Source organism: Acidithrix sp. C25 (assembly GCF_904848545.2).
The window spans coordinates 723,413-749,167 of record NZ_CAJHCI020000001.1 but is presented as its reverse complement, the minus strand read 5'-3'; the positions used below and the strand labels follow the sequence as shown (position 1 = coordinate 749,167).

General features: G+C 49.2%; 24 protein-coding genes and 3 pseudogenes. 10 read left to right on the top strand and 17 right to left on the bottom strand.

Features of this window, described 5'->3' with window-relative positions; genetic code table 11:
* The first annotated feature begins 557 nt into the window (after positions 1 to 557).
* The 3 genes and pseudogenes from ACIDITHRIX25_RS89780 to ACIDITHRIX25_RS89770 all read left to right on the top strand — a co-directional run bounded on the left by ACIDITHRIX25_RS89780 (position 558) and on the right by ACIDITHRIX25_RS89770 (position 2,772).
* Entirely contained in the window at positions 558 to 2,039 is a 1,482-nt protein-coding gene (locus ACIDITHRIX25_RS89780) for a Fic family protein (RefSeq protein WP_052607021.1), read from the top strand.
* Positions 2,040 to 2,132: 93 nt separating this feature from the next.
* Positions 2,133 to 2,279, top strand: a pseudogene (locus tag ACIDITHRIX25_RS89775) (IS3 family transposase); the annotation flags it as partial.
* Positions 2,280 to 2,484: 205 nt separating this feature from the next.
* Positions 2,485 to 2,772 (top strand): EAL domain-containing protein, encoded by a 288-nt coding sequence (locus ACIDITHRIX25_RS89770; RefSeq protein WP_052607022.1) that lies wholly within the window; start codon positions 2,485 to 2,487, stop codon positions 2,770 to 2,772.
* A gap of 691 nt (positions 2,773 to 3,463) precedes the next feature.
* Here ACIDITHRIX25_RS89770 and ACIDITHRIX25_RS89765 read toward each other — a convergent pair.
* Positions 3,464 to 4,189, bottom strand: a complete 726-nt coding sequence (locus tag ACIDITHRIX25_RS89765; RefSeq protein ID WP_201732518.1) for a GAF and ANTAR domain-containing protein — start codon at positions 4,187 to 4,189, stop codon at positions 3,464 to 3,466.
* A gap of 74 nt (positions 4,190 to 4,263) precedes the next feature.
* Positions 4,264 to 5,022: a GAF and ANTAR domain-containing protein gene (locus tag ACIDITHRIX25_RS89760; protein WP_052606927.1), complete on the bottom strand. Its 759-nt coding sequence runs from the start codon at positions 5,020 to 5,022 to the stop codon at positions 4,264 to 4,266.
* Positions 5,023 to 5,570: 548 nt separating this feature from the next.
* Between ACIDITHRIX25_RS89760 and ACIDITHRIX25_RS89755 the strand changes: the two genes are divergently transcribed.
* Positions 5,571 to 5,762 (top strand): transposase, encoded by a 192-nt coding sequence (locus ACIDITHRIX25_RS89755; protein WP_052606928.1) that lies wholly within the window; start codon positions 5,571 to 5,573, stop codon positions 5,760 to 5,762.
* A gap of 60 nt (positions 5,763 to 5,822) precedes the next feature.
* Here ACIDITHRIX25_RS89755 and ACIDITHRIX25_RS89750 read toward each other — a convergent pair whose 3' ends face one another.
* Positions 5,823 to 6,068 (bottom strand): hypothetical protein, encoded by a 246-nt coding sequence (locus tag ACIDITHRIX25_RS89750; RefSeq protein ID WP_152626160.1) that lies wholly within the window; start codon positions 6,066 to 6,068, stop codon positions 5,823 to 5,825.
* Positions 6,069 to 6,390: 322 nt separating this feature from the next.
* Between ACIDITHRIX25_RS89750 and ACIDITHRIX25_RS89745 the strand changes: the two genes are divergently transcribed.
* Positions 6,391 to 6,555: a hypothetical protein gene (locus ACIDITHRIX25_RS89745; protein ID WP_160291902.1), complete on the top strand. Its 165-nt coding sequence runs from the start codon at positions 6,391 to 6,393 to the stop codon at positions 6,553 to 6,555.
* A gap of 584 nt (positions 6,556 to 7,139) precedes the next feature.
* On the opposite strand, the gene ACIDITHRIX25_RS89740 is transcribed toward ACIDITHRIX25_RS89745, so the two are convergent.
* Both ACIDITHRIX25_RS89740 and ACIDITHRIX25_RS89735 read right to left on the bottom strand, forming a co-directional pair.
* Positions 7,140 to 7,373, bottom strand: a complete 234-nt coding sequence (locus ACIDITHRIX25_RS89740; protein WP_201732517.1) for a type II toxin-antitoxin system death-on-curing family toxin — start codon at positions 7,371 to 7,373, stop codon at positions 7,140 to 7,142.
* 31 nt (positions 7,374 to 7,404) lie between these two features.
* Positions 7,405 to 7,611, bottom strand: coding sequence for a ribbon-helix-helix protein, CopG family (locus ACIDITHRIX25_RS89735; RefSeq protein ID WP_052606929.1), 207 nt, complete (start codon positions 7,609 to 7,611; stop codon positions 7,405 to 7,407).
* Positions 7,612 to 7,821: 210 nt separating this feature from the next.
* On the opposite strand from ACIDITHRIX25_RS89735, the gene ACIDITHRIX25_RS89730 reads away from it, so the two are divergent.
* Positions 7,822 to 7,995 (top strand): hypothetical protein, encoded by a 174-nt coding sequence (locus ACIDITHRIX25_RS89730; protein ID WP_160291903.1) that lies wholly within the window; start codon positions 7,822 to 7,824, stop codon positions 7,993 to 7,995.
* A 754-nt stretch (positions 7,996 to 8,749) separates the two neighbouring features.
* Positions 8,750 to 9,127: a hypothetical protein gene (locus ACIDITHRIX25_RS89725; protein ID WP_052606930.1), complete on the top strand. Its 378-nt coding sequence runs from the start codon at positions 8,750 to 8,752 to the stop codon at positions 9,125 to 9,127.
* On the opposite strand, the gene ACIDITHRIX25_RS89720 is transcribed toward ACIDITHRIX25_RS89725, so the two are convergent.
* The 4 genes and pseudogenes from ACIDITHRIX25_RS89720 to ACIDITHRIX25_RS89705 form a co-directional block, all read right to left on the bottom strand.
* A complete protein-coding gene (locus ACIDITHRIX25_RS89720) occupies positions 9,111 to 9,347 on the bottom strand; it encodes a hypothetical protein (protein ID WP_201732516.1) in 237 nt (78 codons plus the stop codon). The two genes, ACIDITHRIX25_RS89725 and ACIDITHRIX25_RS89720, sit on opposite strands and share 17 nt — an antisense overlap.
* Positions 9,348 to 10,025: 678 nt before the next feature.
* The gene (locus tag ACIDITHRIX25_RS89715) at positions 10,026 to 10,439 is read right to left on the bottom strand and encodes a tyrosine-protein phosphatase (protein ID WP_052606932.1); all 414 of its coding nucleotides are present in this window, start codon (positions 10,437 to 10,439) and stop codon (positions 10,026 to 10,028) included.
* Positions 10,440 to 10,471: 32 nt separating this feature from the next.
* The gene (locus tag ACIDITHRIX25_RS89710) at positions 10,472 to 10,813 is read right to left on the bottom strand and encodes a tyrosine-protein phosphatase (RefSeq protein ID WP_052606933.1); all 342 of its coding nucleotides are present in this window, start codon (positions 10,811 to 10,813) and stop codon (positions 10,472 to 10,474) included.
* A gap of 30 nt (positions 10,814 to 10,843) precedes the next feature.
* Positions 10,844 to 12,027 (bottom strand): annotated as a pseudogene (locus tag ACIDITHRIX25_RS89705) (thiolase family protein).
* Positions 12,028 to 12,136: 109 nt separating this feature from the next.
* Here ACIDITHRIX25_RS89705 and ACIDITHRIX25_RS89700 point away from each other — a divergent pair.
* Positions 12,137 to 12,886 (top strand): FadR/GntR family transcriptional regulator, encoded by a 750-nt coding sequence (locus ACIDITHRIX25_RS89700; protein WP_160291904.1) that lies wholly within the window; start codon positions 12,137 to 12,139, stop codon positions 12,884 to 12,886.
* 133 nt (positions 12,887 to 13,019) lie between these two features.
* On the opposite strand, the gene ACIDITHRIX25_RS89695 is transcribed toward ACIDITHRIX25_RS89700, so the two are convergent.
* The 3 genes from ACIDITHRIX25_RS89695 to ACIDITHRIX25_RS89685 form a co-directional block, all read right to left on the bottom strand.
* Entirely contained in the window at positions 13,020 to 13,310 is a 291-nt protein-coding gene (locus ACIDITHRIX25_RS89695; protein WP_052606935.1) for a putative quinol monooxygenase, read from the bottom strand.
* 804 nt (positions 13,311 to 14,114) lie between these two features.
* Positions 14,115 to 15,329: an exonuclease domain-containing protein gene (locus ACIDITHRIX25_RS89690; protein ID WP_052606936.1), complete on the bottom strand. Its 1,215-nt coding sequence runs from the start codon at positions 15,327 to 15,329 to the stop codon at positions 14,115 to 14,117.
* Positions 15,330 to 15,903: 574 nt separating this feature from the next.
* On the bottom strand, positions 15,904 to 17,340 hold the full coding sequence (locus ACIDITHRIX25_RS89685; RefSeq protein WP_160291905.1) for a methyl-accepting chemotaxis protein: 1,437 nt from the start codon (positions 17,338 to 17,340) through the stop codon (positions 15,904 to 15,906).
* 1,232 nt (positions 17,341 to 18,572) lie between these two features.
* Between ACIDITHRIX25_RS89685 and ACIDITHRIX25_RS89680 the strand changes: the two are divergent.
* Positions 18,573 to 19,674 (top strand): annotated as a pseudogene (locus ACIDITHRIX25_RS89680) (IS630 family transposase).
* A 507-nt stretch (positions 19,675 to 20,181) separates the two neighbouring features.
* Here the strand turns inward: ACIDITHRIX25_RS89680 and ACIDITHRIX25_RS89675 are convergent.
* The 5 genes from ACIDITHRIX25_RS89675 to ACIDITHRIX25_RS89655 are packed head-to-tail and all read right to left on the bottom strand — an operon-like array spanning position 20,182 to position 22,329.
* On the bottom strand, positions 20,182 to 20,709 hold the full coding sequence (locus tag ACIDITHRIX25_RS89675) for a group II intron maturase-specific domain-containing protein (protein WP_201732515.1): 528 nt from the start codon (positions 20,707 to 20,709) through the stop codon (positions 20,182 to 20,184).
* Positions 20,672 to 20,989: a reverse transcriptase domain-containing protein gene (locus ACIDITHRIX25_RS89670; RefSeq protein ID WP_201732514.1), complete on the bottom strand. Its 318-nt coding sequence runs from the start codon at positions 20,987 to 20,989 to the stop codon at positions 20,672 to 20,674. Before ACIDITHRIX25_RS89670 ends, ACIDITHRIX25_RS89675 begins: the two co-directional genes overlap by 38 nt.
* Positions 20,967 to 21,134, bottom strand: a complete 168-nt coding sequence (locus tag ACIDITHRIX25_RS89665; RefSeq protein ID WP_200891162.1) for a hypothetical protein — start codon at positions 21,132 to 21,134, stop codon at positions 20,967 to 20,969. The genes ACIDITHRIX25_RS89670 and ACIDITHRIX25_RS89665 overlap by 23 nt, the downstream gene beginning before the upstream one ends.
* A 5-nt stretch (positions 21,135 to 21,139) precedes the next feature.
* Positions 21,140 to 22,009, bottom strand: coding sequence for an IS3 family transposase (locus ACIDITHRIX25_RS89660; protein WP_052604222.1), 870 nt, complete (start codon positions 22,007 to 22,009; stop codon positions 21,140 to 21,142).
* Positions 22,009 to 22,329, bottom strand: coding sequence for a transposase (locus ACIDITHRIX25_RS89655; protein WP_052604224.1), 321 nt, complete (start codon positions 22,327 to 22,329; stop codon positions 22,009 to 22,011). The genes ACIDITHRIX25_RS89660 and ACIDITHRIX25_RS89655 overlap by 1 nt, the downstream gene beginning before the upstream one ends.
* A 1,169-nt stretch (positions 22,330 to 23,498) precedes the next feature.
* Between ACIDITHRIX25_RS89655 and ACIDITHRIX25_RS89650 the strand changes: the two genes are divergently transcribed.
* On the top strand, positions 23,499 to 25,568 hold the full coding sequence (locus tag ACIDITHRIX25_RS89650) for a hypothetical protein (RefSeq protein ID WP_052604227.1): 2,070 nt from the start codon (positions 23,499 to 23,501) through the stop codon (positions 25,566 to 25,568).
* Positions 25,569 to 25,755: the final 187 nt, after the last annotated feature.

Genomic DNA, 25,755 nt, shown 5'->3' with positions numbered 1-25,755 from the left:
TTCGGCCGTTGATGAGGCCGAGCCCTGTGGCCCCTGGCAAAGTAATGCCTAGCTTGGTGCCCTGTTCAACCAACTGAAAATAGACCGTGCTGCCCAGCGTAAGTAAGCAGACACTTCCTCCTGCTATGACCCAGCATCTGGGACACCTCCTGGCGCCGCGTCAGGTTTCAAAGAGATTACATACATAAACTCCCTGGTAGTCAGGGGTAATGAGATTTCGGATATTGATCCACCCGGCTTCGACCCGGACATCTCTATCCAAACCGGGGGCTTCTCTAACAAGGACTCTGGCGTCTCCCTGGACCGGACTCTCACCGGCTAGCTATCGTGAGCCTGTCGCTCGGTCTATGTCATCTGACCTCCTTGTTTGCTGCAACATACGTCTGAGCTTCTGGACGCATATGAATCCAAGTTTAGATAGCGCCTCTCATGATATACCGATGACTCTTCGCATTGCCGAAGCCGGGATACGGCGATGTATTCATTCTTAGGATGGGATATTCTTCCACCTCTGCTATGCTAAGCGGGTAATAACTACGCATAATGAAAGTTTAAGCATGGCTAACTCCATCGTGTTCGCTACTGATCAACCAGCGTCGACGCTAAGCCGTCGTGTTCAACGAGGCGAACTTGTCCGTATCGCTCCTGGGATCTACACCCAAGAGGTAAATGATGTGACGGGAGTAGTGGAGCGAGAGTGGCAGACCATCGTAGGCCACCTCATGCCAGATGCCGTGATCAGCGACAGGTCAGCTGCCTCGGGTGGTCCGGTTGATGGAGTACTCTACCTTGTTCGTCCGGTTGAGGCCCGTATAGTACAGCTTCCAGGTCTTATGGTGTTGGCTCGAGAAGGGCCTGGACCGCTAGAGGGAGATATTGAACTCCCTGGCGGTTTGTACCAGGCATCGCGATGGCGAGCCCTAGCGGAGAATACTCGCCCAGCGAGAGCGGTAAGAAATCGCCCGCGACGTGCGTTCACCGATAATGAGTTGGCCGACTGGGTTGATCGACTACTTCGCATAGATGGGGAGGATCATCTACGTAACTATCGAGATCGAGCTAAAGCTATGGCCAGAGATCTCGATGTGCCAGCAGCTGGCATCGATCGATTAGAACAGATGATTGGTGCAGCGATTGGTACTAGGACTATTCGTACGGGTTCTCAAGCGCTAGCTGCTCGACAACGCGGGTTTCCATACGATGCGGATCGAGTTAAAAGGTTCGATCTTTTGGCTCAAGCATTGCATCGCAGCCTGCCGCAAAACCACCCAGCAGACCCCAACGACCCACGCTGGAGCTGTCTTCCGTTTTTCGAAGCCTACTTTTCAAACTATATAGAAGGGACCGAATTCGAACTAGACGAAGCTACTGATCTCGTGTATGAGGGCAAGGTCCCTTATGGCAGAACCCAAGATGGACACGACCTTACTGGTACCTACCAGGTTGTCAACGACCTGATAGAGATGTCAAGCGTGGCAACTTCGGGGGAGCAGTTCGTGGAGTTGCTCCGCTATCGTCACTCAATTATTCTCGCTGGGCGACCGGAAAAGAACCCTGGGAGACTGAAAGAAGTTGCTAACCGCGCGGGCGACTCCGTATTTGTACGACCCGATCTAGCAGAGGGAACGCTACGTGCAGGCTTTGCTCGTCTAGCGGAACTCGATACAGCATGGGAGCGTGCCGTGTTTACCATGTTTCTGGTTTCTGAGGTCCATCCATTCGATGATGGAAACGGGCGAGCTGCAAGAGTAATGATGAACGCGGAACTAGTCGCTGGTAACCAATCACGAATCATTATCCCCATCGTGTTCAGAGATGACTATCTTGGAGCTTTGCGTCAACTCACCCGCTATGACGACCCCAGCGTCTTGATCAAAGCCCTGCGGTTCGCTCATGACTATACGTCCAGTATTGATTTCACTGACAAAACAACAGCAACTATGCAACTTGAGAGAACTAATGCCTTCAATGCAGCTGATAGCCCAAAGCGTCTCGTCTTGCTCGGCAGAAGCCAAAACGGAGAAATAGACCTCAGCTAACCGATACCAGTTTGTCTGAGACCCCCGGTAGCACAACGAAGACGGTTCTCATCTTATCTGGTGTGTTAGCGGCCATGCAATAAAGAACTCGTATACCGAACCGACATTAGCACTCGAGAGGAAGCAAGAACCGCAATCTTTGTTTCGATCCAGTGGTCCAACCAGAAGCGTAGACATTCGAACATCAATCATTTATCGCCGACTCGGTTCGAGCAAACTGCTACCTTACAAGCGGCATAGGTAAGCGGGGTCCAGAGTCCCATTTGGTGAGCAATTCCACCAGTTGGATACGCACAAGCCAACCCTACGGCTCCTATTCGACCTCTCCCGGAATGGTGAGGGTGCTCATCGAGTCATCTCGCTCCCAATCGTTGTCAAAGCCTGGAATCTGCACGTGGACCGGCGCGGCGCTCGTGGGAGACAGAAGCCATAGTTGCGCTCGAGAGTGGCAGAAATAACCGGATTCGAAGCGCTAATTCGTTGGCAACACCCCGAACGAGGGCTACTCAGTCCCCAGGCATTCCTTCCATTCATGGAAGAGACCGGTTTCATTGTGGAGATCAACCGCTGTGTCCGAGAGCAGGCGATACCCCAACTTGGGGATTGGCAGCAAAGCTACCCACGAACTCCCAACATATTGATGAACATAAACCTGTCGGCGAGTGATTTCATGACCCCCAACACCAGCATTGAATCCTCGGTCATGCGTAGCAATTGCAGCGAAGAGGTTTGATCAAGGGGCAATCAGCGACACATGGACACACTAGTGCTTGAAGGAGACCACCTTTCGCTGCATGAATGGATGTGGATAACACCCGACGACCCTCATACCGAAGGGACTCCCCGACCATCGAAACTATGGTAGAACGAAGAACAGATCCAGCTCAGTAACGGTAGGCATAGAAGAGATAACTCAAGTTGCTCGAACTCGTTCATTTGCACCGAAGCACCCCGTCGTTCGAGGATTCGATAGGTAAGAGCAGCACCCGTCGACCGAGCTTTTGGCGCTATGTGGGCTCGAAGACGAGGTGGGTCACTTCACGAGCGAACGGGTCGATCACGGCGCAAGTGACCTCGCCGTAGTCGCAGTCTCGACGCGGGGAACGCTCCGATCGTAAAAAGAGTGACAAATCCATTCACGCGTACCTTCCACTCTCGTAATCCTACAGCCTCGGTTTCTATATTGACACGCCTCGCCCAAGGCGATGGAGCGAACGTCTCATTGCATAGTCGCACTCTGGAGAAGTTCGATGTAAGAAGTGGCGCCTGCATCACAGTTACACAAAAAGATCGGCGTAGCTGAGCCTGCAAGACCAACTCAATGAGACACTAATGCTTGGTCGCAAACTCGTCAATTCGGATCTCAGAGGCTGGCAGTATGATGCGAAACATCTTGCGAACTCTCCACAGTACCCCGAACTTCGTTACGTCGGATTGTCCAAATCATTCGCTTGAAGCGTTCCCGCCACGATGGCCGAGGCGACCAAAGTGATACCTTCGTTGTGATTGCGTGAATGAGCACGGAGTCGCCCAAACGCTTGGTCCATTCTGCACTGCGTCGCTTCGGCAATGATGCCCTTCGCTTGTTCGATGACTATGCGACTGGTGAGAGCGTGATCGAGTTGCTCATTGAGCGAGGTGGCGTCGAGCATCGCGCGGTGTTGAAGGATGGCGATGGTCGCCACGTGAGCGAGGCCTTGCGCGGCGGCAATGTCTCCGTCTTCCATCGGTCCCTGCAATGTTCGAAAGAGATTGAGAGCGCCAATGGTACGTCCCCGCAGTCGAAGGGGAAGGCTGTGCACCGAGTGGAAGCCGTGCTTGATTGCTCGCGGTGCAAAGAGCGGCCAACGTCCGTTCGCCTCGCTGAGGGCCACATTCACTACGGCTACACCGCTCCGGTAGCAGTCCATGCACGGACCTTCATTCGTTTGGATCTGGAAGAGCTCAAGCACGCGCATCGATTCGCTCGAGGAAGCTACGAACTGCAGTTCTCCACCGGGTGAAGCCAGCAAGACCCCAGCGGCGTCCACCTCCAAGGCTTCGACGCAGCGATCACTCAGGGTCGTGAGAATGTTGATGATGTCGAAGCTGTCAACGAGATTGTCGGCCAACTCGACCAGCGTGCTGACTATCAGTGATTCTCTACTCATAATTCCCTCGTCTTGCTGGGTTCCCCCAAGAACGGTCGGCGACCCTTGAGGATGAACTACCGGATGCCTCTACACTAATTCCCATATTCCTCGTATTCCCTGTTTTTCGGGTCTGTTTCTAGCCAGACCCTAGACTGAAAGTCAAACCGAGTGCCACGGTCGATGATTCGATGCGCGAGTTCGGATGGAGATATATCCACAGCAAACGCGTGTGCGCGAAGCATGATCAGGGCGTCTTTCACCGAAAGCTTAGCCTGCACCGAAAGTATCCCCGAGGCTTGGTGCACGGAGAAATCAAAGGTGGACTGGCCCTGGAGTTCGTTGGCGATGGCGCCTCTGGGGACACCGGTTTGCATCACCAGAACAGCGCGGCCGATGACCGAAGCCATGAGATAGGCACTTGAGGACTGCTCCTCGCTGAGCGGCCCCGTGCTGTCGCGGTACAGACTCAAGGCGCCAAAGACAACTGCCCCAATATGGATGGGGAAGCCAAAGACCGCTCGAGCTCCGAGCTTGACCGCCTCGGGCGAATAGAACGTCCAACGCTGCCCGCCTTCGCCCATGAGGTCAGAGACTTCGCTGGCCGTGCCGTTCTGGCTCGCATCGTGTCCCGGTCCCTCATTGAAAGTCATCTCGAGGTCCAATAAACCTTGCGCTACGTCATTGCTCGCGCAAAGTTGTTCTTGGCCGCCGTCCTCCGAAGTAATGGAAATGCCGGCGCCACTCAGTTCGGTTATCTCTTTCGCGACGGAACAGAGTGACGAGCCATGGGGATCTTCACTCTCGTGGTTTGCCATGAGAGTGAAGATATCGATTAGACGTTCAGTAGACACGATGACCTCTCAACGCGACCGTGCCCGTCACGAGATTCTCAATAGCTGCTGGCTCCATCGAGGGAGTCTCCTCATGTTGCAAAAACGCTCGATGAGTGCTTGCTCCAGCGCATTAGGACTTCTGTAAACCATGACTGTAGCTCCTTTGCCTTCTGTGATCCTACCCAGAGAAAGTGGACGATTCAGAACCATATAACGTCGTACTCAAAGACTGACAGATTATCAGGAATAGCTCTCTAGAAGTGACGTGCCTCAAAGCCGGAGTCAAAATGAACATCGCCTTGGCTGGTTTATCAGCATCTCCTGTTTTGGCCACTTCAAGCGGTAAGCGTTTTGAACTACTCAAAGAGAACGACATTCATCAAATAAACCTACCAATCCAATGAAGAAGACAGGCGTGGTCGTAATCTTGCCGTCACGGTTATCATGAATGTCTCTGAAGAGAGATGTGGATGACACTTGTGAGACAGGTTGAAACGGTCATCTAGCTCAGCAAACCATCGCAACGATGGTTTGCTGAGCTAGAAAGGCAGTTCAATGGGGACATTATGATAGCGACAAATCCCCCAACCGCCGCCACTCTCCTCGACAAGACGATCGCCGACTGTCTTGTCGAGGAGGTGCCGGAGATCGTCACTTTGGACAGGACGCTCTTGGGTTGGAGGACCGAAATCCTCAACCACCACCTCACCGGCGCTTCGAACTGCCCAACGGAGGGTCTGAATCTGCTCATAAAGTAAGGCGAAGCGGGCCGACCATGGGTTCCACGAGTGAGATCACTATCGGCCAAGGGCATTGCTCTACACTGGGGGTTTCAACTGGCCGTCCCGACCGTTTTTTCTACGGATCCGAAAGCGTCGTGCCCTGCTTTGACGCGGAGAGTCGGTTTGGTCGGTCGAACTCGGTGGAGTGGGGGCTAGGAATGTAGGCAACGATCCCCAGTCGACCGAAAGAACGGGATGTACGAACTGGTTCCACTGGCTTTGAATCATGCTTTCGGCAGCGTCTAATGACCCGTCGTCGGGAATTATTGTATTTTCACTCATGCCGTCCTCCTCGGTAGAAATCACCGAGGTTCTGGAGTGATAATATTAATTGTACTCTTCCCCAGACATTTTAGCAAGTACCAAGGGTTAAAAAAAGGCATTACGTTTATTTGACGAAGAGGCCATGGGCCGGATTGCTCTGGGGCTCCTGACTTGCGTGCGTGGGCGCAGTACCCTTTCGGTTCTCGCCTATTGGGCGTGTGGCACCTTCGGTGGGTTGGTTTTGGATCACCGATAGATTGCGCCCAAGGCCTTCTGGGATCCATTGTTCCTGAGTCCATTCTACGCCCTCTTAAGGGGTGGCACATTTCAGCGAGAATGGGTGGCAAGTTTCGCAGGAATATGCGCCATTCATCTGCTCATGGTTGGTCTTGCAGACAAACGTCGGATCCCACTTGGAGTAAAGGCTCCTAATTCTACGACTCCCAACGCCATCGCCGACCTCGAAGACAACTCGGCCAACTCCCTCGATAGCATCGATGCATGAATGCGCAGGATTGAGCAAATCATCGATCTTCAAACGCGATTGCTGACTAATCAAGCTTCGGGACCCTGTCAACGCCGACCGAGTCCTACCGAATGCACGCTATCGCAGAGACGACGTCCATCTCTCCCGGACTCAAGCACACGGGTACACCGGGCTCAAGGGGCCGTCTACTGTCCTGTGAATCATCCCGGGCAGAAGCGCCTCCCGAGATTGTGGCGTCATAATGTGGATCGATCAAGGTGGCCCTGACGAGACAACCAAAGTAATCCGATACATTCAACGCTTAGCTAATGGCTTATCTTAGGCATTGGATGCTTGAAGGAACCGGTTCTCCCTGTCTCGGCTATCCTGTCTTGCCCACATTTCTGCCCACATTTTCACGCGTTAAGCTATGCGAACGTGCCTTGGGCGGCCGACCTACAAGGCTCCGACATGGGCTCATGTGTTTAGACACATCGATAGATTGTTGGTGAATGTAACTTTTAGATCAGTGGCTTGAGACTAAGTCGTTGGGAAATTTCTTCAACGTCAAATCTTGAACTTGCAATTTCATAGACAAGCTTGAATGCATCGTCGTCACCAAGTTAGGGTGCGTAGCCGTTCAGATCGCAAAAAACTACAGTGCTGAGCCATGCGAGACGTTTGTTACCATCTGTTAGGGCATGATTCTTTGTTATGGATTGAAGGAGTGCAGCTGCCTTGAAACTAAAAGTTGCATATGCTTCCTCGCCATGAAACCGAGAACGTGGCCTATTTATTGCCGAGTCCAACAATCCCACATCACGAATCGGGCCAATATCGAGCCTTCTAATCATCATGAAGAGTTCCTCAAGCTCGAGGTATTCAAACTCACGATGAACCAAGTCGCTCCAAGACGTCGCTCCAACGTGCCAACAAGCGCTCCGTCGACTCATCAACTCGTGCACGATGACCATTCCTCTCAAGGCGGTCGAGCACTGCCCGACGGATCACCTCCTGACGAGAGATTCCTTCGAGTTCCGAGAGTGCGGTGAGCGCATGCTCAAGAATTGCATCTGTTCTAAGGGTCAAAGCCATATCCCTATGGTACCGTTTCAGTATCAAATTTCAACTTCTAGCCGCAAAATTCGCCATAACACCTTGACGGCCACGCCACTGACTATTAGAGATTCAGACGAACGCACTTGAGACGATCAATTTAATCGCTCGTTGAGCGGTCTATCACGACACTGCACTCCATTGGATCAATCTTGTCTCCTGCTCGAAGAAGTTCGATATTGGAAGCTCATGACTGCCGGACTAATTGAATACGCCGACACTAAATTGGTTCTGCACTCCAAGCCCGAATTAATCACCGATGCTTTTCGAACGGAATCTGACTCTTCCAATCTGGTCGCCCTGGGCCATAAGTCGCAAATTGCGAGTTCAGCGCTTCAAGTTGATCGCACTCGTCGAAGCTAACTACTAAACCGCCTGGCGCGGAGTCGAGGTCGAAGAGCAGGCCGAACTTCACAACAGCCTTACATTCGTCGACGCTCGTTATCCCTCGCCAGTTGCGCTGAGGGTCGGGAATAAACTCGGCGTTACCAAGAACCTAGCGAGTCGGACCACGTTGGTCGCGATGCCTGCTCTCTCTAGGTCGACTTGATCGCAGCCATCGGTTGTGTCGTTGTGGATGACTTCTGCTTGCAAGCAGATCCAACCGGGGCTAATTCGCAGAGTAGCACAAACTCGAGCGCTCTCCAGAGGTGGTACGCGCTTCAGAGAAGCGCTTCCTCGCCAGTTTGTCGGGCCGTGCTAGAGCAGGGAGGATCACTCATAACCGCAGCGGACCTCCTTTGACTACTCTGCCGCATCTTCTCCTCGGACGCCGACCTTCTACAGGTCACCGATAAACAACTAATTATTAATCGAAACATCTACCATGCCGGGGCTTGGACGGTGGCAAATAGCGCTTCGTTACGCCTTTAGAGGTTGATTGAGCATCTGGTAGAGAGACTTTTAGGGGAACTAGTTGACTCTAGACATTGGATCCGTTAAGCTGTTTTCAATAAACTTCTTTAAATCCACGTCGCAGGTTGGTCGCCCTAGGGAATTTCGGTGATCGAATCTGAAGAATTCCCCGTGATTCCAAATACAGTGTCCATACAACGCAGGTCTCAGCTCACTTCAGGGTGAACTTATCACCGATTTGCCCGAAAAATAGGAGGACCATATGAAAACAGAGAACTGGAAGGAAGAGCCAGAGGACAAGGACTATCCAGCAGCACTCAACTATTTGTCTCTCTTGACCGATCCCCGCGAAGCAAAGAAAATCGTAAAGGCATTAAAAGCGAGCTCGCAGATCGACCACTTTGCGGCAAAGGACCTCCTTCGGGCCAGCGGCCTGCCCTGTTTGGGCGCCGATGACCACGAAGTGGAAAAGGATCTGGACAAGGTGAAGTCCGGCGAGAAACTCTCCCCCGTACTACTGGTGCGAGGTGCGCCGCTCTGGGTCGCCGACGGCTACCACCGCATCTGCGCTAGCTATCACCTGTGCGAGGATGAGGTTGTCCCGTGTCTAATAGTTGATCGAATCAAGACTGTCCAATAACTATGAGCAGTCTCTCGGCTATCACGTTCGAACGAGAGATGACAAGCGTGAATCGAGACCGCAGCTGGTCCGTGGCACCACCAGTTGCGAGGACGGTCTGACACCCGCCTAAGAGGCTCCGCAACATGAGACCCAAATCTGGTTGGCGACGATTATGATGTGCATCTTCTTTATCTATTTGGCTCCCCTGTTGGGATGGCGTCTTTTCGCCCACTCGCACAGCATTATCCATTGCTGGCGATCTAAAGATGAAAAAGCATTTTTTAACAATTACATGGCGATGAAAGCTCGTCTATCTCCGTATTACCGAGTGCAGCCGTTTGTCGGATTCTTCTGCTACTACGTCTTGTTGGTAAGACGAGCTTCGATAACTGAGATCTAACCGCATCCAGGTTTCTGGGTCTTCAGATTTAACGGTGGAAAGTTAAACTGTAGTTGCGATTACTGCTCAGGTCCTATACCATAGAGATAATCGTTCCGTTCTTTAATTGTCCGTTGCGCAACGATAGTGATATCGTTATTGGTCTTGCTGTTAATCGAGCAATAACGTCTTATGACCCTAAGGTATAAAAGACCTTCAGCCGAAGAATAGGACAAACGTGCAATCCATACTGACAGTCACCGCTTTCCCGATTGACAATGTCCCAAAATCCCAAACCAAGCTTTCATCGCGTCCATAATTAGCGCAAACCTTTGCATTCACTCAACTAAAGATCAAAAAATTCAGAGTTACAGGAGGCTTCGAAACTCGGCCAAGGCTTACAGCAACCTAATTTGTGTACCCCTAGAAGTCCTACCAGCTGTTAAACAGATGTTGTCCTCCTCAGGTCGCCTAATTGATTGTCAAATTAAGTCTGAAGACCTATCAAAATTGCACAGTCGATGAATTACCCAACATTCAGGTGTACTGCCAACGATCATAACTGCAAAATAGGCAGCTTTCGCTCTCTAAAAAAACAATGAGAAAATCGGAAAGGTAAAACCCAACAGAGTGGCTAGCGCCGAGCTGCTCTATCGCATCCACAGAGACACCCTTTTGTAGTACCCACTCATGTGCTCCACCATAGCGAGAATTTAGCACTCTTAGGAAAGTCTCGATCGTTCTGGGCTCACACCTATCTATCTCCTCAGGGAGATTCTCCATATTATTGGCATAGCGCGGCCAAGTCCTAAATCGTTGAACTACTCGATCCATATTTTCCGCAGTCTTCAAATAATCGAGCGCAGCTGCCTCTTCCGGTACGCCTATCAGAAAGAGTACCAGGGCTACAAGGACACCAGTTCGATCCTTACCTGCCGCGCAGTGAACCACAGTTGGATGTTAAACCAGCGAACCTAATAGGTTTATAGCCAAAACAAATTCTCATCTGACTCCAAGTGATCGAGGTATTGATTTACGGTCAATTCCCCAGGTTCACCGTGAGGGCTATCCACATCGATGAGTGGAAGGTTGACATAACATAATGGTCGCCGCCCAAGTAAACCTCGACCTTCCGATACTGCCTCTTGAGTCGAACGGAGATCGAGAACGCATCGCACTTTAAGATCCTCGCTGACAATCTTGACATCGTTGTCGGTTAGCTCCTGCAAGCTATCGCTACGAAAAAGTTGACCGGAAACAATTTGTCTGCCGTCGGAGGTTGTGATTCCTCCCAAGTCCCGAAAGTTGAAAGCACCCTCAAGCATTATTTAACGCTCCATATCGTCCAAAGTCGATCATTTACCTAACGCCTCAACCAAAGTTGCATTTGCCATTCCTCCACTTTCACACATTGTTACAACCCCTCTTCCTCCGCCGCGTCGAGTAAGGTCATCTATCAGCTGAGCGAAAAGACGAACTCCTGATGCACCCACAGGATGGCCATAAGCAATCGCTCCACCACTGACATTGAGAGAGTCGAGAGGAAGATCTAACTTCTTTTGATAAGCAAGAACCACCGAGGCAAATGCCTCGTTAACCTCAAAAAGATTGATATCTTTTATCTCCAGACCTGCCCGTTTCAAGAGTTTTTGAGTAGCTGGTATCACTCCAGTCAGCATCATGATGAGATCATCGCCCACAACGGAAAAACTAGTCAAATATCCTTTTACGATGAGGCCATTTTCTTTAGCAAAGGCTTCGCTTGCTATCAATGCAGCCCCTGCTCCATCTGAGATCTGCGAAGAGTTACCGGCGGTGAGACACCAAGAGATCTCGGGGAACCGCTCTGCCATCTCAGGTGTATAGAAGGCTGGGCGAAGCGATAACAATGCTTCCAGGGTCGAATTGGGACGAATTCCCTCGTCCTTTTGGACTACACGTCCTTGATTTTCAATTTGGATAATATCTTGTAGTTTAGATCCTTCGGTGATGGCACTTTGAGCCAGGAGATGCGACCGTAGAGAGTACTCATCCAACTGATCGCGCGAGATTTCAAATCTAGAAGCTATGAGCTCGGCTGAAACACCCTGGGGGATAAGTCCGGCCGGATAACGCGTTTGAAAGCGCGGACCCTTTTCGTCTTTTCCCATCCGGTTCGCCTTCATAGGCAAAAGTCCCATCATCTCTACGCCCCCGGCCACTGCCGCGTCATAAGCGCCAGCCATTACTCCTTGTGCTGCAAAGTGTATCGCTTGTTGGAATGAACCGCATTTACGATCGATAGAGACTGTGGGGACATCCTCAGAATATCCGCGGCTAGTACCGCATTTCTCGCGATATTGCCGGACTGCTCAGCCGCTGGTAGAGAACACCCAACTATTACGTCGTCGATCAAATTGGATTGAATACCACTTGGATCAACTATTGCTTCAAGACAGGTTGCTAGCAGGTCTACTGGATGGATACCCTCGAGTGCACCGCCTTCGCGGGCCTTTGCAAATGGAGTACGCACTATTTCAACTATGACGGCCCGCTTCATGAGGAGGTACCAAAAGGTATCGGGTAGTTCATCTACGAGAGGTCCTTTTGCTGATTATCTCCATTGCCATGTGGAGGCTGTAAAGGGCCCGGCAGAGAGAGACATCTATATGAACGTATCCGTAAAGACAATCGAGAAGATTATGGGGCTGATCGCCAACGGGGAATTCTGTCCAGGCCAGCGACCACCGTCAGAGAACGAACTCGCAGCTAAGTTTGGCCTCTCTAGAAGTTCCCTACGTGAGGCGACCAGCGCCTTAGTACAGCTGCGCGTTCTTGAGGTTCGCAAAGGAAGTGGAACTTATGTTTCGGGTCTAGGGCCAGAAGTTCTGATGAGTGGCCTTGGGTTAGGAGTTGACCTAGCTCAAGGAGACTCTCTTATAGAGATATTTGAAGTGCGACGACTCTTTGAACCTGTCGCGACAGCTTACGCGGCCCTCAAAATAAATGAAGAACAAGTCTCAAATCTTCGCCACAGCCTCGAACTTATGTACAAGGCGAATAACGTTGAGGAACTAATCGTCATTGACTTTGACTTTCACGAACAAATAATGGCCGTTACCGGCAATATGACCCTATGTGCACTCATGCGCGGTCTATCCACGAAAGCGCTTCGCGCAAGGATATGGTGCGGAATCTATCTAGGGGGAGTTCAGTCGTTTACCCTCGAGCAACACCGTAGAATAGTTGAAGCGTTGGCCGAAAGAAATCCCACGCTAGCATCGGCCGCATCAACAATACACGTCACCGAATCTGAGCGCTGGATCCGCTCGCTTATCGAGAGCGATCAAGCAGCCTTACACGCCCTTCATGAACACAGTTCTACGGTAAAAGATATCCAAAGCGCTGAACAGCACTGAGCCGAATCTGCGAGAGAGTCAACTGCCTTGGCTATCTTTGTAGCTATCTCTTCATAACTAGCGGCTTGAATCTACTGATCTGCCCTTGGCACTCGCTCGGCTCGCAGGTGTAGCCGAGCGGTACCTTCAAATACTAAATATCAGTGATTTCAAAGAGCGAAATCGCCGGAGGAGCGGAGAAAAACGTTCCCAAATCCGTGGCTCCATCTCCAGCTCTCCATTTTCCATAGGCAAAATAGTGCTCTTTGGATCGCCAGGTCTCTAGCAGCACATAATGAGTGGCATCCTTGAGATCGGCAACTACCTCGACACTCACGCAACCATCAAAAGCCCTGGTATCAACGAGGATTTCACTGAGTTTCTTTTTTCCTTGGTCGATTGCATTTTCATTGAGTTTAAATTCGAAAAGAACTTTTATTGCCATCGTTTATCTACCTTCACTATGGTTTCTTCATATCAAAGGTACTACCTTTCATTCTTAGAATGCACTCGAAATTGCTTTTGTATCAATTCCGAGGTCCTACCAATCTTTGGTCTTGGCCTTCATAATGTTTACGGCCAGAACATGCCTAAGTAGTTTTGTCGAATCCTAGTTTTCTTATACAGCAAGGCTTTTTGGCTTAATGAGACCAATAATCACCAATTTTGAATCCGCACTGTCAGCGTGACTCAATGAGACGTCATCCAGCTACACCCGATTTATTAAAAGATCGGCCATCCATACGATAAAGCAGGTTCATCTCAGCTAGCCAGAATTCAACTCGTAGCCGAAGCCATAATCAATGTCGAAGAAGCTAGCGTTTCAAAAGAGTTAAATAAGCGCGGCAATCGCCAAGACCTTGAACCTTTAGCCAGCACCGCAAGAGAGAACAGACACTACAAAACAACTGGACTTTGCAACTTTACAACTCTTGCATACATTAAAGTAGGGTTAGAGCTAATGGGCTCATCGCCATCGTGAACAAGGCAGAAAAGGGTCGCAAAACAAACGGTTCAATTCCATTTTCTAGAATCTTCTCCTAATGGCGAGGATTGTCAGGGTCTACCTTACTCTTACCTTGCGATTGAAAAGACCCTAGGGTAAATACCCCTAGGAGAGAGCCCTCGCATTGAGAACGGGGCCACAGCCCCACTTCTAAAGCAATAAGTTCCTGTCAGATCACTCTTCGGGACCAAGAAAAAAGGTCAATGGGGCGGCGAATAGCATCGTTACATGCGGGGAAAATAGCTAAAGGCCAATTAGGCCAGCGAACTGATCACCGCTAGCAATTTTGATCCCTAACTGTCGAGCTTTTTCCATCTTCGAAGACTGGGAGTTGACATCTCCCACTAACAACGTGCACCGCTTCTTGGTAACAGTGCCGTCAACCCTCCAACCTGCAGCTAAAGCTAACTGTTCCAACTTTGAACGTTCCACAAAGTGACCCTTTATGAAGATGTCTCCAGTGAAACAAACCGTCGGCGTCAACTCCGCACTTAGTTTACTCATATGAGTTGCGAACATGCTTCGATCGTTGATTCCAAGACGAGGAGCCAGAACCTTCATTAACTGTATCTCTGTCGCAGAATTTCCAGAGCCGACATCAGCCATCAGTGAAGTGAAAGCTTGCTCGTGAGCAAGGCTAATCTGATTGGGACTAAGCCCGAGACTAAGAGCTTCATTGTTCAACTCGCGTACCTCTTGTTCAGTTAGAACAAGATCGTCTAGTGCTAGGCCGAGCAAATCTAAATAAGGTAGTAAGGTCGGATCATCACAGACAATTTCAAGACGGTGCGCCTCTTGCAAGCGAACTACTTCGGTTACCTGCGCAACGTCGTCACGGGTTATCGCCAGGCCATATGTTGGCTTATGAAGATGACCAAGGCTTATGGTTGCCGGCTCACAGGCTGATGATAGTAATTTATTTGCACCCGATTCCAAAGATCTCATTAGGAGTTGCGCCGCAGCACGAGCATCATCTAGTGCTCTGTGTGCACTTTTTAGTGGAATCCCATACTCTTGGCAGGCCAAGTCGAGTCTCATCCTCGACAGTGAAAGTGTGCAAAGGCCCCTTCCAGGCTCGAATATTGCTCCTGCCCGAGTGAATTCAGAATCAATCATTCTTTGGTCGAAGGCAAGGTTGTGCGCCGATAGTATATATCCGTTGAGGCGATCGGCGACTTCATAGACGATCTCATCAAACGAGGGTGCTGCCGCAACCATGGAAGCCGTGATTCCGTGAATCCTAGTTGGCCCAACATCACGACCCGGATTTACCAATGTCTCAAATTCATCGAAAATCTCACAGGTTTGCGAATCCAGAAGAACGATACCAACCTCAACGATACGATCGTCCCTATAGAGGCCCGTGGTCTCGGTGTCAACGACCGCGACCTTCGCGGCAATTTTTTCAGGACTCCTAGTTGGAGAATTCGTATGGCTAATTGGTCTTGCTGTTTCCACGCCGAAATACTAGCGCCTGGAAAAGCCCGATGTAAATTCTAACGGAGAGAGCACCCTGCAACTCCGAAGTCCTGGATTCGGCTTTAAGTGAGACCCCCAAAGTGTACCACTGTCACTAATTAACGTGCGCATCTTCTTATTTATTTAGTGCTCATTTCGCTAGACCGGGCAGTTGTCGATAGGTGACTCTTGATGAATAATTCGCGAGTCATCGTAGGCAAATTACTTCACTTAGGTGTTAAATTATCATCGAAGCTACCCCTGCCACCTAGCTAACGCAAGCGACTGACGATTGTTAGGTCAACTGCAACGCTTCCGTTCAAATGACCCGCCACTGCCAATCTAACTTTTTCATTCCTTAATCCATGAAAGAAGCTGCCCGGCTAGGTGTTGAATACTGAGCTATGCGAGACGATAACTCGCATCGAAACCAGTGGCATAAAGAGGGCTACGTATGATGAGTAAGATCTAAAAGCGAGCATAGAGCATCAATAGGATAACATAAGGCCCCAGGTGTGAGGATGGGAGAACCAATCCGTAACCATTGTATAAATTGAGTCAGCAAAGCATAAATCTATGCCGTATATCCAATACGTAATCCGCCCCAGTGCAATCCATTCACCCATATGGGAGATGACACGTCCTTCATCAAAACATATTGGCCACCTCCCATATGTCGTCTATAGGTCTGCAAGTGCACCAAATCCTGGTTCTTAGCCACTGAAAGTCCCGTACGATCTTTATACATTAATCGATTCCTGCAGTTAGCAGCGTTCCAGATTGGATCAGGTCCTTGGGGTTTTGAGAATTTTAGATTATGGGTTGGCCCGAATCCATTCCGATCTGACGCTGCACAATACGCTATGCGCGCATCCATTTCCAAGGCTCTCTCCTGGGGCGCAACAAATAACTCATCCGTCAAGCGAACAAATTTAGTTAGGTACTGAGGAGGGTTGCTGCCAGCTATTGGAACATAGTCATCATCAAAGACCTCATCCTCACTGATCCTTCCGCTCGCGATAGCATTCTCTAAGAGACGCGACAAATCCGCTGCTGTATCTATCGCCAGCTTAATAAAGGGGGTGTCCACCGTATCGATCGCCGAGGCATTCGCCTTCTGCAACAGTACCTCAACGGCGTCTAGAAGGTCTGAACTCTTAGTTTTAGCTAGAACTAACTCCCTCGAGCTGCTTTCAACTCCTTCAATGAGCATGGACAGAGAACTATTGAATTGCGCCATCTGGCCACTGGAATCTTGGGCCGCACTTGCCATTTCACTAGCGTCCCGATCTACCTCTGAGACGGCGCTAGCTGCACCGGTGATAACTCCCGATATGGAGTTAGTTCCTGTCTCAGTATTACTTGCCCCATGGCGAGCCTTTTGGGCGCTGCGATCGAGGCTATTAACCCGCTCTGTCAACCCAGATAACTTCTCGCCTATAGAACCAGCCATCGAAATGGTCTGATCTGCTAAGTCTCTAATTGAATTTGCAATTACAGCGAACGACACTCCATGGACTCCGGAACGCACGGCTTCAATTCGGGCATTAAGAGCCAAGATATGCGTTTGTTGAGCTATTTGATCGATGCTGGCGGCAACGCTAGCTACAGATTGAAGTTCTACTCCGAGCTCTACTAGTTCGTCACTGGTGTTCGATACCCAAGCGGCTAAAGATCGTATTTCAGATAGCGAACTATCGACTGTGCCTTTTGAAGACTCTAAAAGGTTATCAACATCTTGGGCTACGACTTTAGTCTTCTGAGCAAGCTCAGAGACTCTCTCGTTAGAAAGAACAACATCGTTGGCGACTTCACCAATATTATGAAAATAACTAGTCTGCTCCTCGAGTTTAGTCGCAAGGCTATCTATTATTCCCCATATATCTACAACATGGATTCCGAGTGCCGATGCTAACGAGGAGACCTGGACCACCACAGCCTCTGGGCTTTCGAATTTAATTCGACCCAATTGCGCCCTTGACGCAGCCCTCCTGGTAGTACTCCTTGTCAAAAGTCGCACCATGAAACCACCTTCCAAGCAAAATGAGCTGTAAATCTTTATATCGGCTTAAGTCGTGTTTGATTTAGTTTGATCTTCGCTGAGCTAATGGCCGTAAAGTTGGAGTGTACTTCAATCCAATCTAAGAAAATACAACTCTTTATAGAGACCAAGTCTTCTGTGACTTAAATAATCCAATTAGCCAGAATATGACCGCATGTAAGCTGCTCCTTATCGTTGATTTTTATCATCGCCATTAAAGAACGCTTCTTTAGCATGGCTCGACGTGGGTCAAACCAATGATTTTCCTAAGGCGCCTTACCCACCGACCTCTTTTTGATAACTTCTATACAGTTGTATTCGATCTCGTTGGCGACAACTCGTTGGTTTCGATGAATCGGTAGATTTACCTGGTCCGAGTCGATGTCGAGTTTCCCGCTCTAAATTCACCATCAGAGCTAACATTTTGACAGACACCAGCCAAACAGTGATCCTAGATCCCACATCATTTACTCTTGGAGCAGACTGAGTAATAAAAGTAACTAAGCAAACTCGTTTGCACATCAATGGGCTCTACTAACTAAAATGCAGATGAAGGCCGATTTTAAAAGTAAAAATCGGCATCAGATTCAAGGGAACAACGACGTACCTTTCAGTGATAGCCCACGAAGACCCTAGCTCCTCGAATATCCAAATTTCGAAGGGCCTTAATAGCACACGGCTTTAAAGATAAAAATAGACGAAAGGCTTTTATGTTTAGATGGAATTCAACAAAGCCACGATTGGGCCACTAAGAATAAAGGTGACACTTCAACAAGAGATTCCGGCATCCCAAAGCATCCAACGCCCCGATAGGATACCCTCGCAGAATTAGCAATTTCTAGCATTATCCCAAGCGCTAGATCCATCTAATTCAATTGCGCAGATAAATGGCAAGATCAAGTGATCAATTTCGCCAAGGGCAGAAATCAGCATTTGGAATCCCCGAAATCAAAGACGATAGATCTCTCCATCAACCTATCGTCGACGGCTCACAGGCTGATGATACTAGTTTCTTTACGCCCGATTCTAGAGATCTCATTAGGAGTTGCGCCGCAGCGCGAGCATCATCCAATGCTCTTGTCCCCTCTCATAATTTCCCTGAAACTGAGGAATTAATCCCTTCTAAGGTTGTTCTCCTTGGTAAGGACATAACCTTGCAAGGGAGAACGATGCAAAGTCACACCGTTTCAGAGGAGCCAAACATTGATGCCAACCAGAGCAAGCCGCCCAAGAAGAGATCTGGACGACAAGCTTCGGTGGTTCCGCTCAGTCCCAAAGAACGTAGCGAATTAGAAGCAGTGGTAAGAAAGTCCACAGCTCCCATAGGACAGGTGGCAAGGGCCAGCATTGCCCTATGGAGTAACGAAGGGGTTGGACACCAACGAGATCGCGCAAAGACTTCAGATATCTACAGAGACGGTATGCAAATGGAAGCGGCGTTTTATCAACTACGGAGTGGAACTTCTCGATGACGCACCGAGAAGTGGAAAACCGAGAAGCATTGATGACGAAAAGATCGCCGAGATTCTAAGGATCACTTTGGAAGAAGAGCCCCCGCTTGCTACCCAGTGGTCGACGTCTTCAATGTCCAAGCGGATCGGGGTATCACCAGCGAGCATCTCACGTATCTGGAGAACCTTTGGCCTCAAGCCCCATGTCTTGGGATACTTCAACATCAGTACCGATCCGGCCTTTACCGAAAAGGTCCGCGACATAACTGGGATCTATCTCAATCCCCCTGATGCTGCACTGGTACTATGTATTGACGAAAAGACACAGATCCAGGCGTTGGATAGAACCCAGCCACTGCTTCCCATGAGACCTTTTGTTCCAGAGCGGCAAACACATGACTACAAACGCAACGGCACAACAAATCTCTTTGCAGCACTTGATGTTGCCTCTGGCAAGGTGATCACCAACACCACAAAGGCTCATCGGGCGATCGAGTTCATAGCCTTTTTGGATCAGGTGAAAAAAGAAGTTCCAAAAGAACTCGAAGTCCATATCATCCTGGACAATTATGCAACGCATAAAACCGATGCTGTACGGGCCTGGCTCATAAAAAACCCCAGATTCCACTTCCATTTTACACCCACCTACTCCTCGTGGATGAACCTGGTTGAGAGATGGTTCTCGGAACTGACTACTAAAATGCTCCACACATCCACCCATAAGTCACAAAAGCAACTCGTTGCTTCGATCAACACCTGGGCAGAGCGCTGGAACCAAGACCCAACACCATTTAGGTGGGTAAAGACAGCTGACGAGATATTAGCATCGATGGCAAAGTATCTGGGGAACTAGAACTCAGGGAACTTATGAGAGGGGACACTAGAAGGTCCCTTAATTAATGCCTAAATGGCTCGTTTTCTGATATTTATTTGTCCATAGTCCTCCCGCTGTTGGATTAGAAAGTTGTCTTTCGCTTTTCTGAGGATTACGGACAACTCTAAGCCAGGAATAGCACAATGGGTAGCTGATTCCAATACGTAGTCGGGTAGGCACGACCCATAGCTGAGCCGTGCCCCCCTTTCTTATGTGGCTAATAATTAGCATCAGCGGTTGTTGGGGGAGGAAGCTCCGAAAGTTCGTACAGGATACTGCGGATGGGGTGGAATTGGCCGATCATCCATCCAAGTTCCATCTGATTTGCTTCATCGAAAGTTTTCTAAAAAATAGCTTTCAATGAGATAAGACCGGTCAGATACTAATGCTCTAGGCAAACAAAGACGCTACGTCTGAACCACCACGAAAAGGGCTGGATCCTATCGGGTTCAGCTAGAGGTGATTTCGAGGCGGTGAATGCTTACCTTAGCTATATCGATCTAGAGAGAAAAAGGTTTCCTTGGCAAGGGCATGGCGATGATAGTTCGCCCAGCCCCGGATCACCGGGTTCAGTTGCCGTATGAGACTTTCCTGCTTAGCCGTCTTGTTAGAGGAGATGATCTGGCATATTTTAGATTTAACCGCAGCCATGTTGTCCTTAGAGGGCCTTTGCAGAAGCTTTCCCTTGTACTTTCGGAAGTTCCAACCCAGGAAGTCAAAGCCATCAGCAATATTGGTGATATTGGTCTTTTCCGGTGAAGCCATGAGACCACGCTCCGCCATAAAAGCTTCTATCACAGGTTTCACCTGGTATTCCAACAGCTCTTTAGAGATGCCGGTGACGATAAAATCATCCGCGAATCTTACCATGTTGACCTTGCGACCTCGAAATTGCTGCTTGAGCAGTGTTTTAAGACCATCTAGTGTCAAATTTGCCAATACTGCTGAAACTGGGCTCTCTTTCGGTGTCCCGAGGTCACTCAGAAAGAGCCTTCCTCTTTCTTGAGTATCCAACCTTTGGCCACTTAATCAGAATCGCTTTGTCCATAGGGATATTGGCGATTAGCCAGTCGTGGCTGATATTGTCAAAGAAGCCTTTGATGTCGCCCTCAAGTATCCACTGTGCCCGGTTGCAGTTCGCCAGCACGATAAAGCACTGTCCGGCCGCATCTTGCCTTGAGCGGGCGGTACGAAATCCGCAGCAGTTCGGATCCTCCAATGTCTCTGCGATGGGATCGAGTGCCAGCTTATATAAAGCTTGGAATGCTCGATCACCCATTAGGGGAATTCCCAAGGGTCTCTTCTTTGGGGTTTTTCTTGGCTATGTAGATGCGTCGAAGGGCCAAAGGCTGATAGCCCCGCTGCGTCACCTGTGTTATGGCATCTGTCTTTGATTTGGGTGTTGACCAGATTTGAGGTTGCCCATAAATAATGGACACATTGACTACGCCGCCTTGGCGGACTCCAATAATGTTAGTTCATAACCAACTGGTGAGACGTTACCGATCTTCGAGTACCGCCTTTTATGGTTATAAAAGTCCATGTAACTCCTAATCCCAGCCCTCAATTCGGACATACCTTCAAATACGTGCCGGTAGAAGTACTCGTGTTTGAAGATCGACCAGAACGATTCAGCTGTTGCATGGTCGTAGCAAGATCCAGTTTTACCCATTGACCGGATAATGCCATTCTGTTCACAGAGTTCCACGACGCGACGATCGGTGAATTGGCTCCCGCGATCGGTATGGAAAATTGCGCCTTGGATATCGTCTCCCCTGAGGGAGATTGCCTGCTGGAGTGCTTCAATGACAAGGCTTGTCCTCATGTGGCGATCGACAGAATATCCAAGCACCCTGCCGGAGTGCTCATCACGAATAGCACAAAGGTAGGCAAATCCCTCTCCAACTCGCAAGTAAGTGATATCCGAGGTAAGAACGGCATTTAGATATCCCTTGTCGAAGTCACGTTCGACGAGGTCACTGGGATAACAAGCCTTTGGATCAGCGGTAGTGGTTTTGACCTTGAATGATCTGGGGGATATACCCTCTATTCCAAGATCTCTCATCCGAGTTGCAACGCTGTTTTTACTGATTACCTCCCCGCGATCGTGAAGCTCAGCGGTGATTCTTGGAGCGCCATAAGTTCCATTAGATTCCCTGTGAATGGAGAGTATCTTTGCCTCAAGGTCATTTCTAGCCACCTTGGCATCGGCTGGGTTCTCTAACCGATGTAGCCAGGCATAGTAGCCAGATCGAGACACTTCAAGTAGTCGCGCCATTCGTGCTATCTCAAAGTTAGCGCACTCCGCTTCCATCAGGGCAAATCTTTCTTGTTTGCTTGCTTGGCTGCGAAGTACGCGGCTGCTTTTCCCAGGAACTCATTATCTTTTTTGAGCTCTGCCATCTCACGACGAAGCTTTATGAGTTCTCTTCTTTCATCAGCGCTCAGTGGTCCTTCATTGACACTAGAAGCTGCCTCTAGACGTATTCGTTCATCTTTTACCCACCTATATAGAGCCTCTTGGGAAATAGATAGCTCACTAGCTACCTCTGGAATGAACGTGGCGGAATCTATAACTCGATGAGCAGCTTCAGTCTTGAACTCAAGGGTGAATTTACGCCTTGTTGCTCCCATGATGACATCCTTTCTACCAACAATCTATGTTGGCTTAACAGGTGTCCACTAAATCTGGGGAACCTCACCATCGCTCCTACCAGAGGCAATGAGCAAACTCGTTCCGTAGGATTTTATTCTCAAGGATTCACAACATTGACCCTAAGCCACTGCGCCTTTTTGACTCGCTTGACACGGGACATATTCCGGTTGGCTTTGATTGTGATAAACCCATCCTGAACCACTGACTGGTTATGCGAACTCTCAGAAAACCAGACCACTGCTACCAATCGAACCTGGTTGATCACCGAAGACAGGTGGCGAGCAAGGAACTTGCATTCAGCTCTTCTTTAAGCGCTTTCATACTTCACGCACCTTCGCCAAAAAAATAACTTCGAAACCAGCCCAAAGAGATACCGGCGATTCCGTTGAACCGCTTGGCGGTCGAACCTAGATATCAGAGACAACAGCTATTTCCCATGCGTGCAAAGGATGAGAATGCGAAGGTCGTCTATGTCCACTATGGCTTTGTGGAATCTCCACTGCATCCACTGACAATGTTGAAGTTACTACCTCTAGATATCACGAAGTAGTTCCCAAAAATGACTCCCTAATCTTGGAGGATCAATATGGTATGAAAACTACGGAAATAGGATTGCGCTGAATCACTAAAGAAGTGAATTGCCCTCTCCTTCGAACTTCTGGTCCAAATAGATCCGCAGTTCCTTGGATCGGCGAAGAAGCGATAGCCTATTTTGGCCGCCTGATTAGGAGTTACCATAAAAGAGCCCTCTTTATTATCATTTATCCACCACACGATTATTTGAAATGCGCCCAATCGATATGGCATTCCAGGAGTATGGATCAGTTCGTACCTCAGCAGATGCAACTTGCAAATGGGTCCGCTCTAAAGTTCTTTGAATATGATTGGCGACTGACTTGGTTGCAACTAAATGCCATCAAGCTATCGCCTAAGGCGACAAGTGCCAACCAATCATTGTGCCAACATTTGAACCCAACCAGAATCTTTGATAGCGCCACTGGGCAAGACCCACAAAATACGACCCACATATCCTTAGTTACAATAATTGACACTCCTAGGCCTTGACAAGGGGCCAAGGATGGGCTATTATGGGACGGAAACTATGATTTCAAAGCGAATAATCTAATTTTAAATCTCCTGAGGGCTCTTGGTCAATCTTGGATATCCTGCCTGCAACACTAGAACAGAAGGTGACGATATAGCTTCTAGATCCTATCGACGAACAAGCTCTAGTTTCTCGTGGTCGCTGCTGGCACTGACCCTCGCAGCACTGATATTGGGTGCATGTGGAAATAGCACCACAACTGGCACCACCCCCAAGCAAACAACCAATTCTTCTGCAACAGTCACACTTGCAAACGTTAAAAAGACACCAACCAACCCATCTTTGGTAGCCACTACTTTGCCTGAGGCGGGGTGTTCCTTTGGAGGAATCAGGCAATCGATGAGTGGAGCAATCTCGGGCTGCTATCGAATCCCAAACCTCAGACCAGGGACATATTGGTTAAGTGTCGATCAAGGCATCAACCAAAGAGGAGCCAATGCGACAATTCAAGGCTTTCCAACTACTAACGCGCAAGGCAATTCTGGACCCCATGTTTTGCTCTCACTCGCTCCTTCAAATGGACCGCCTGGATCCGTCATTACCATTCATGGACAAGTCAGTGGAAACCTATCTCCACTCCCCTCTTATGCAAATTTTTGCTGGGCTGGCTGCGAAGTGGGCCTTCAATATGACGGAGTTCCCCTTTCTTGGAGCGGAACACACAACTTTGTGGCAAGCCTTACCCTTCCCTCAGGACCTTGGATAGCGCGAAATAACGACCTCCCTGCATATCCTAAGATTGGAAGTTACGAAGTCTCAGTGCAATGTTTAGTCTCATTTAGAGGGTGCGGACTCGGATCGTCTGAAGGTAAGACCAATTTTTCGATAACCAGCAACCCACCAAGCTCCAAGCAAATTTTGAAGCTGAGTGCAAAAGGCGTTTATCCAGGTCAAGTGGTAAAAATTGCAGGATCCGTTCCCCTGGTCAATATCATAGGATCCAACCAGTCATTCGTCTATCAATTCAACATGACCCCAAAGGCAATCTCAACCTACCATTTGATTAAATACAAGAAAAGTGGAAACCAAGCCGCCTTCGTTGACCTTGGCGCAATAAAAGTTAAAGTAGATGCAGCGGCATTCCTGAGTAGCTATCCACTCAAATCGCCAACAAACCCGCAGTTGGGGGGATTATTGGCGATTGCGATAAACCAATCATTGCCCGGTGTGGTGTTAGGTTGCACTCAAAGTGGCATCACCGAATTGAACCATGGAACTCGATCAAACATACCAGTATCGACGCTCGGAAGCCTGCTAGGGTCTCCTTCGTTTGGTCCTCACGTCTGTAGTACCGTGGTCGATTACAAGACTTCATCGGGCCAGCTTCTCGTAGCGGCTGGGTTTAGCAGCCAAAATAGTTCGTCGGCCGGTCCCCCGTTTATGCTTGTGCCAGTTATTACCTCTAACCTAGGAAAGAGCTGGAGTCAAATTCCAACGCCATCCGGCTTGGCGCCTTCCAGCTTTGATGGATTTGCTCAAAACACAAATGGAATCTCGGTATTCTTTAACACAGCTTCCAACAATCTGGCAGTTGAGACTACCACCAACGCCAAGGACTGGATTACGGGTTCCCTAAAGTGCACACAAAGCGGAGGTTGCGTCCGCTTTGGTGGAGTTACATATGGAAATTGCGCCATGAACGGGAGCTCCCAATCACTCCTATTCTCGAAGTCCTCAACTGCTACGCTAAAACAGATACCGTGGCCTAGCTCTGTCAATGCATGCTTTGAATCCGAACTTTTCAAATCGGGCTCAAACCGGTATCTCCTTTCTGGCTCTTCATCCTATTCTTTGCGCATCTCTAGTAATGGAGGTGCCAATTGGGAGGTGGTCAGTGGAGTTCCAAGCCTGCCAGGCTTACCGCCTTACGTCTCCTCTAATAGCCCTGAAACTATCCTTCCGAATGGATCATTGATTGAATATTCGCCGAATAACGCACTTTATCTGTTGAGCCGACAGCTCAAATGGTGCAAGGTAGGAACGCAAAGTACCTTGAAAAATGTAGGTCCATACCTGGTTCCGGGGCGAAAAAACGTCTATTTTGAGCAATATCTCAAAAGTGGCACAACTCTAGGCTTTCTGAGCGACAGTAAAATTCACTGCAGCAGGTGATTATTGCCTTATGGAACTAGGGCTACCACAAGGGGTTACTTGGCTAAAATATCCAGGGAATACTCCTTTTTCGGTATTGGGTTCAGGCCACGGCGACTGCTACTACACAAAGTACCCATACAAGTTTTAAAGATTCCATCGCGGTAACCCAATTCGAAAGTTATCTCGAAAATAGTGAAGGTAAACC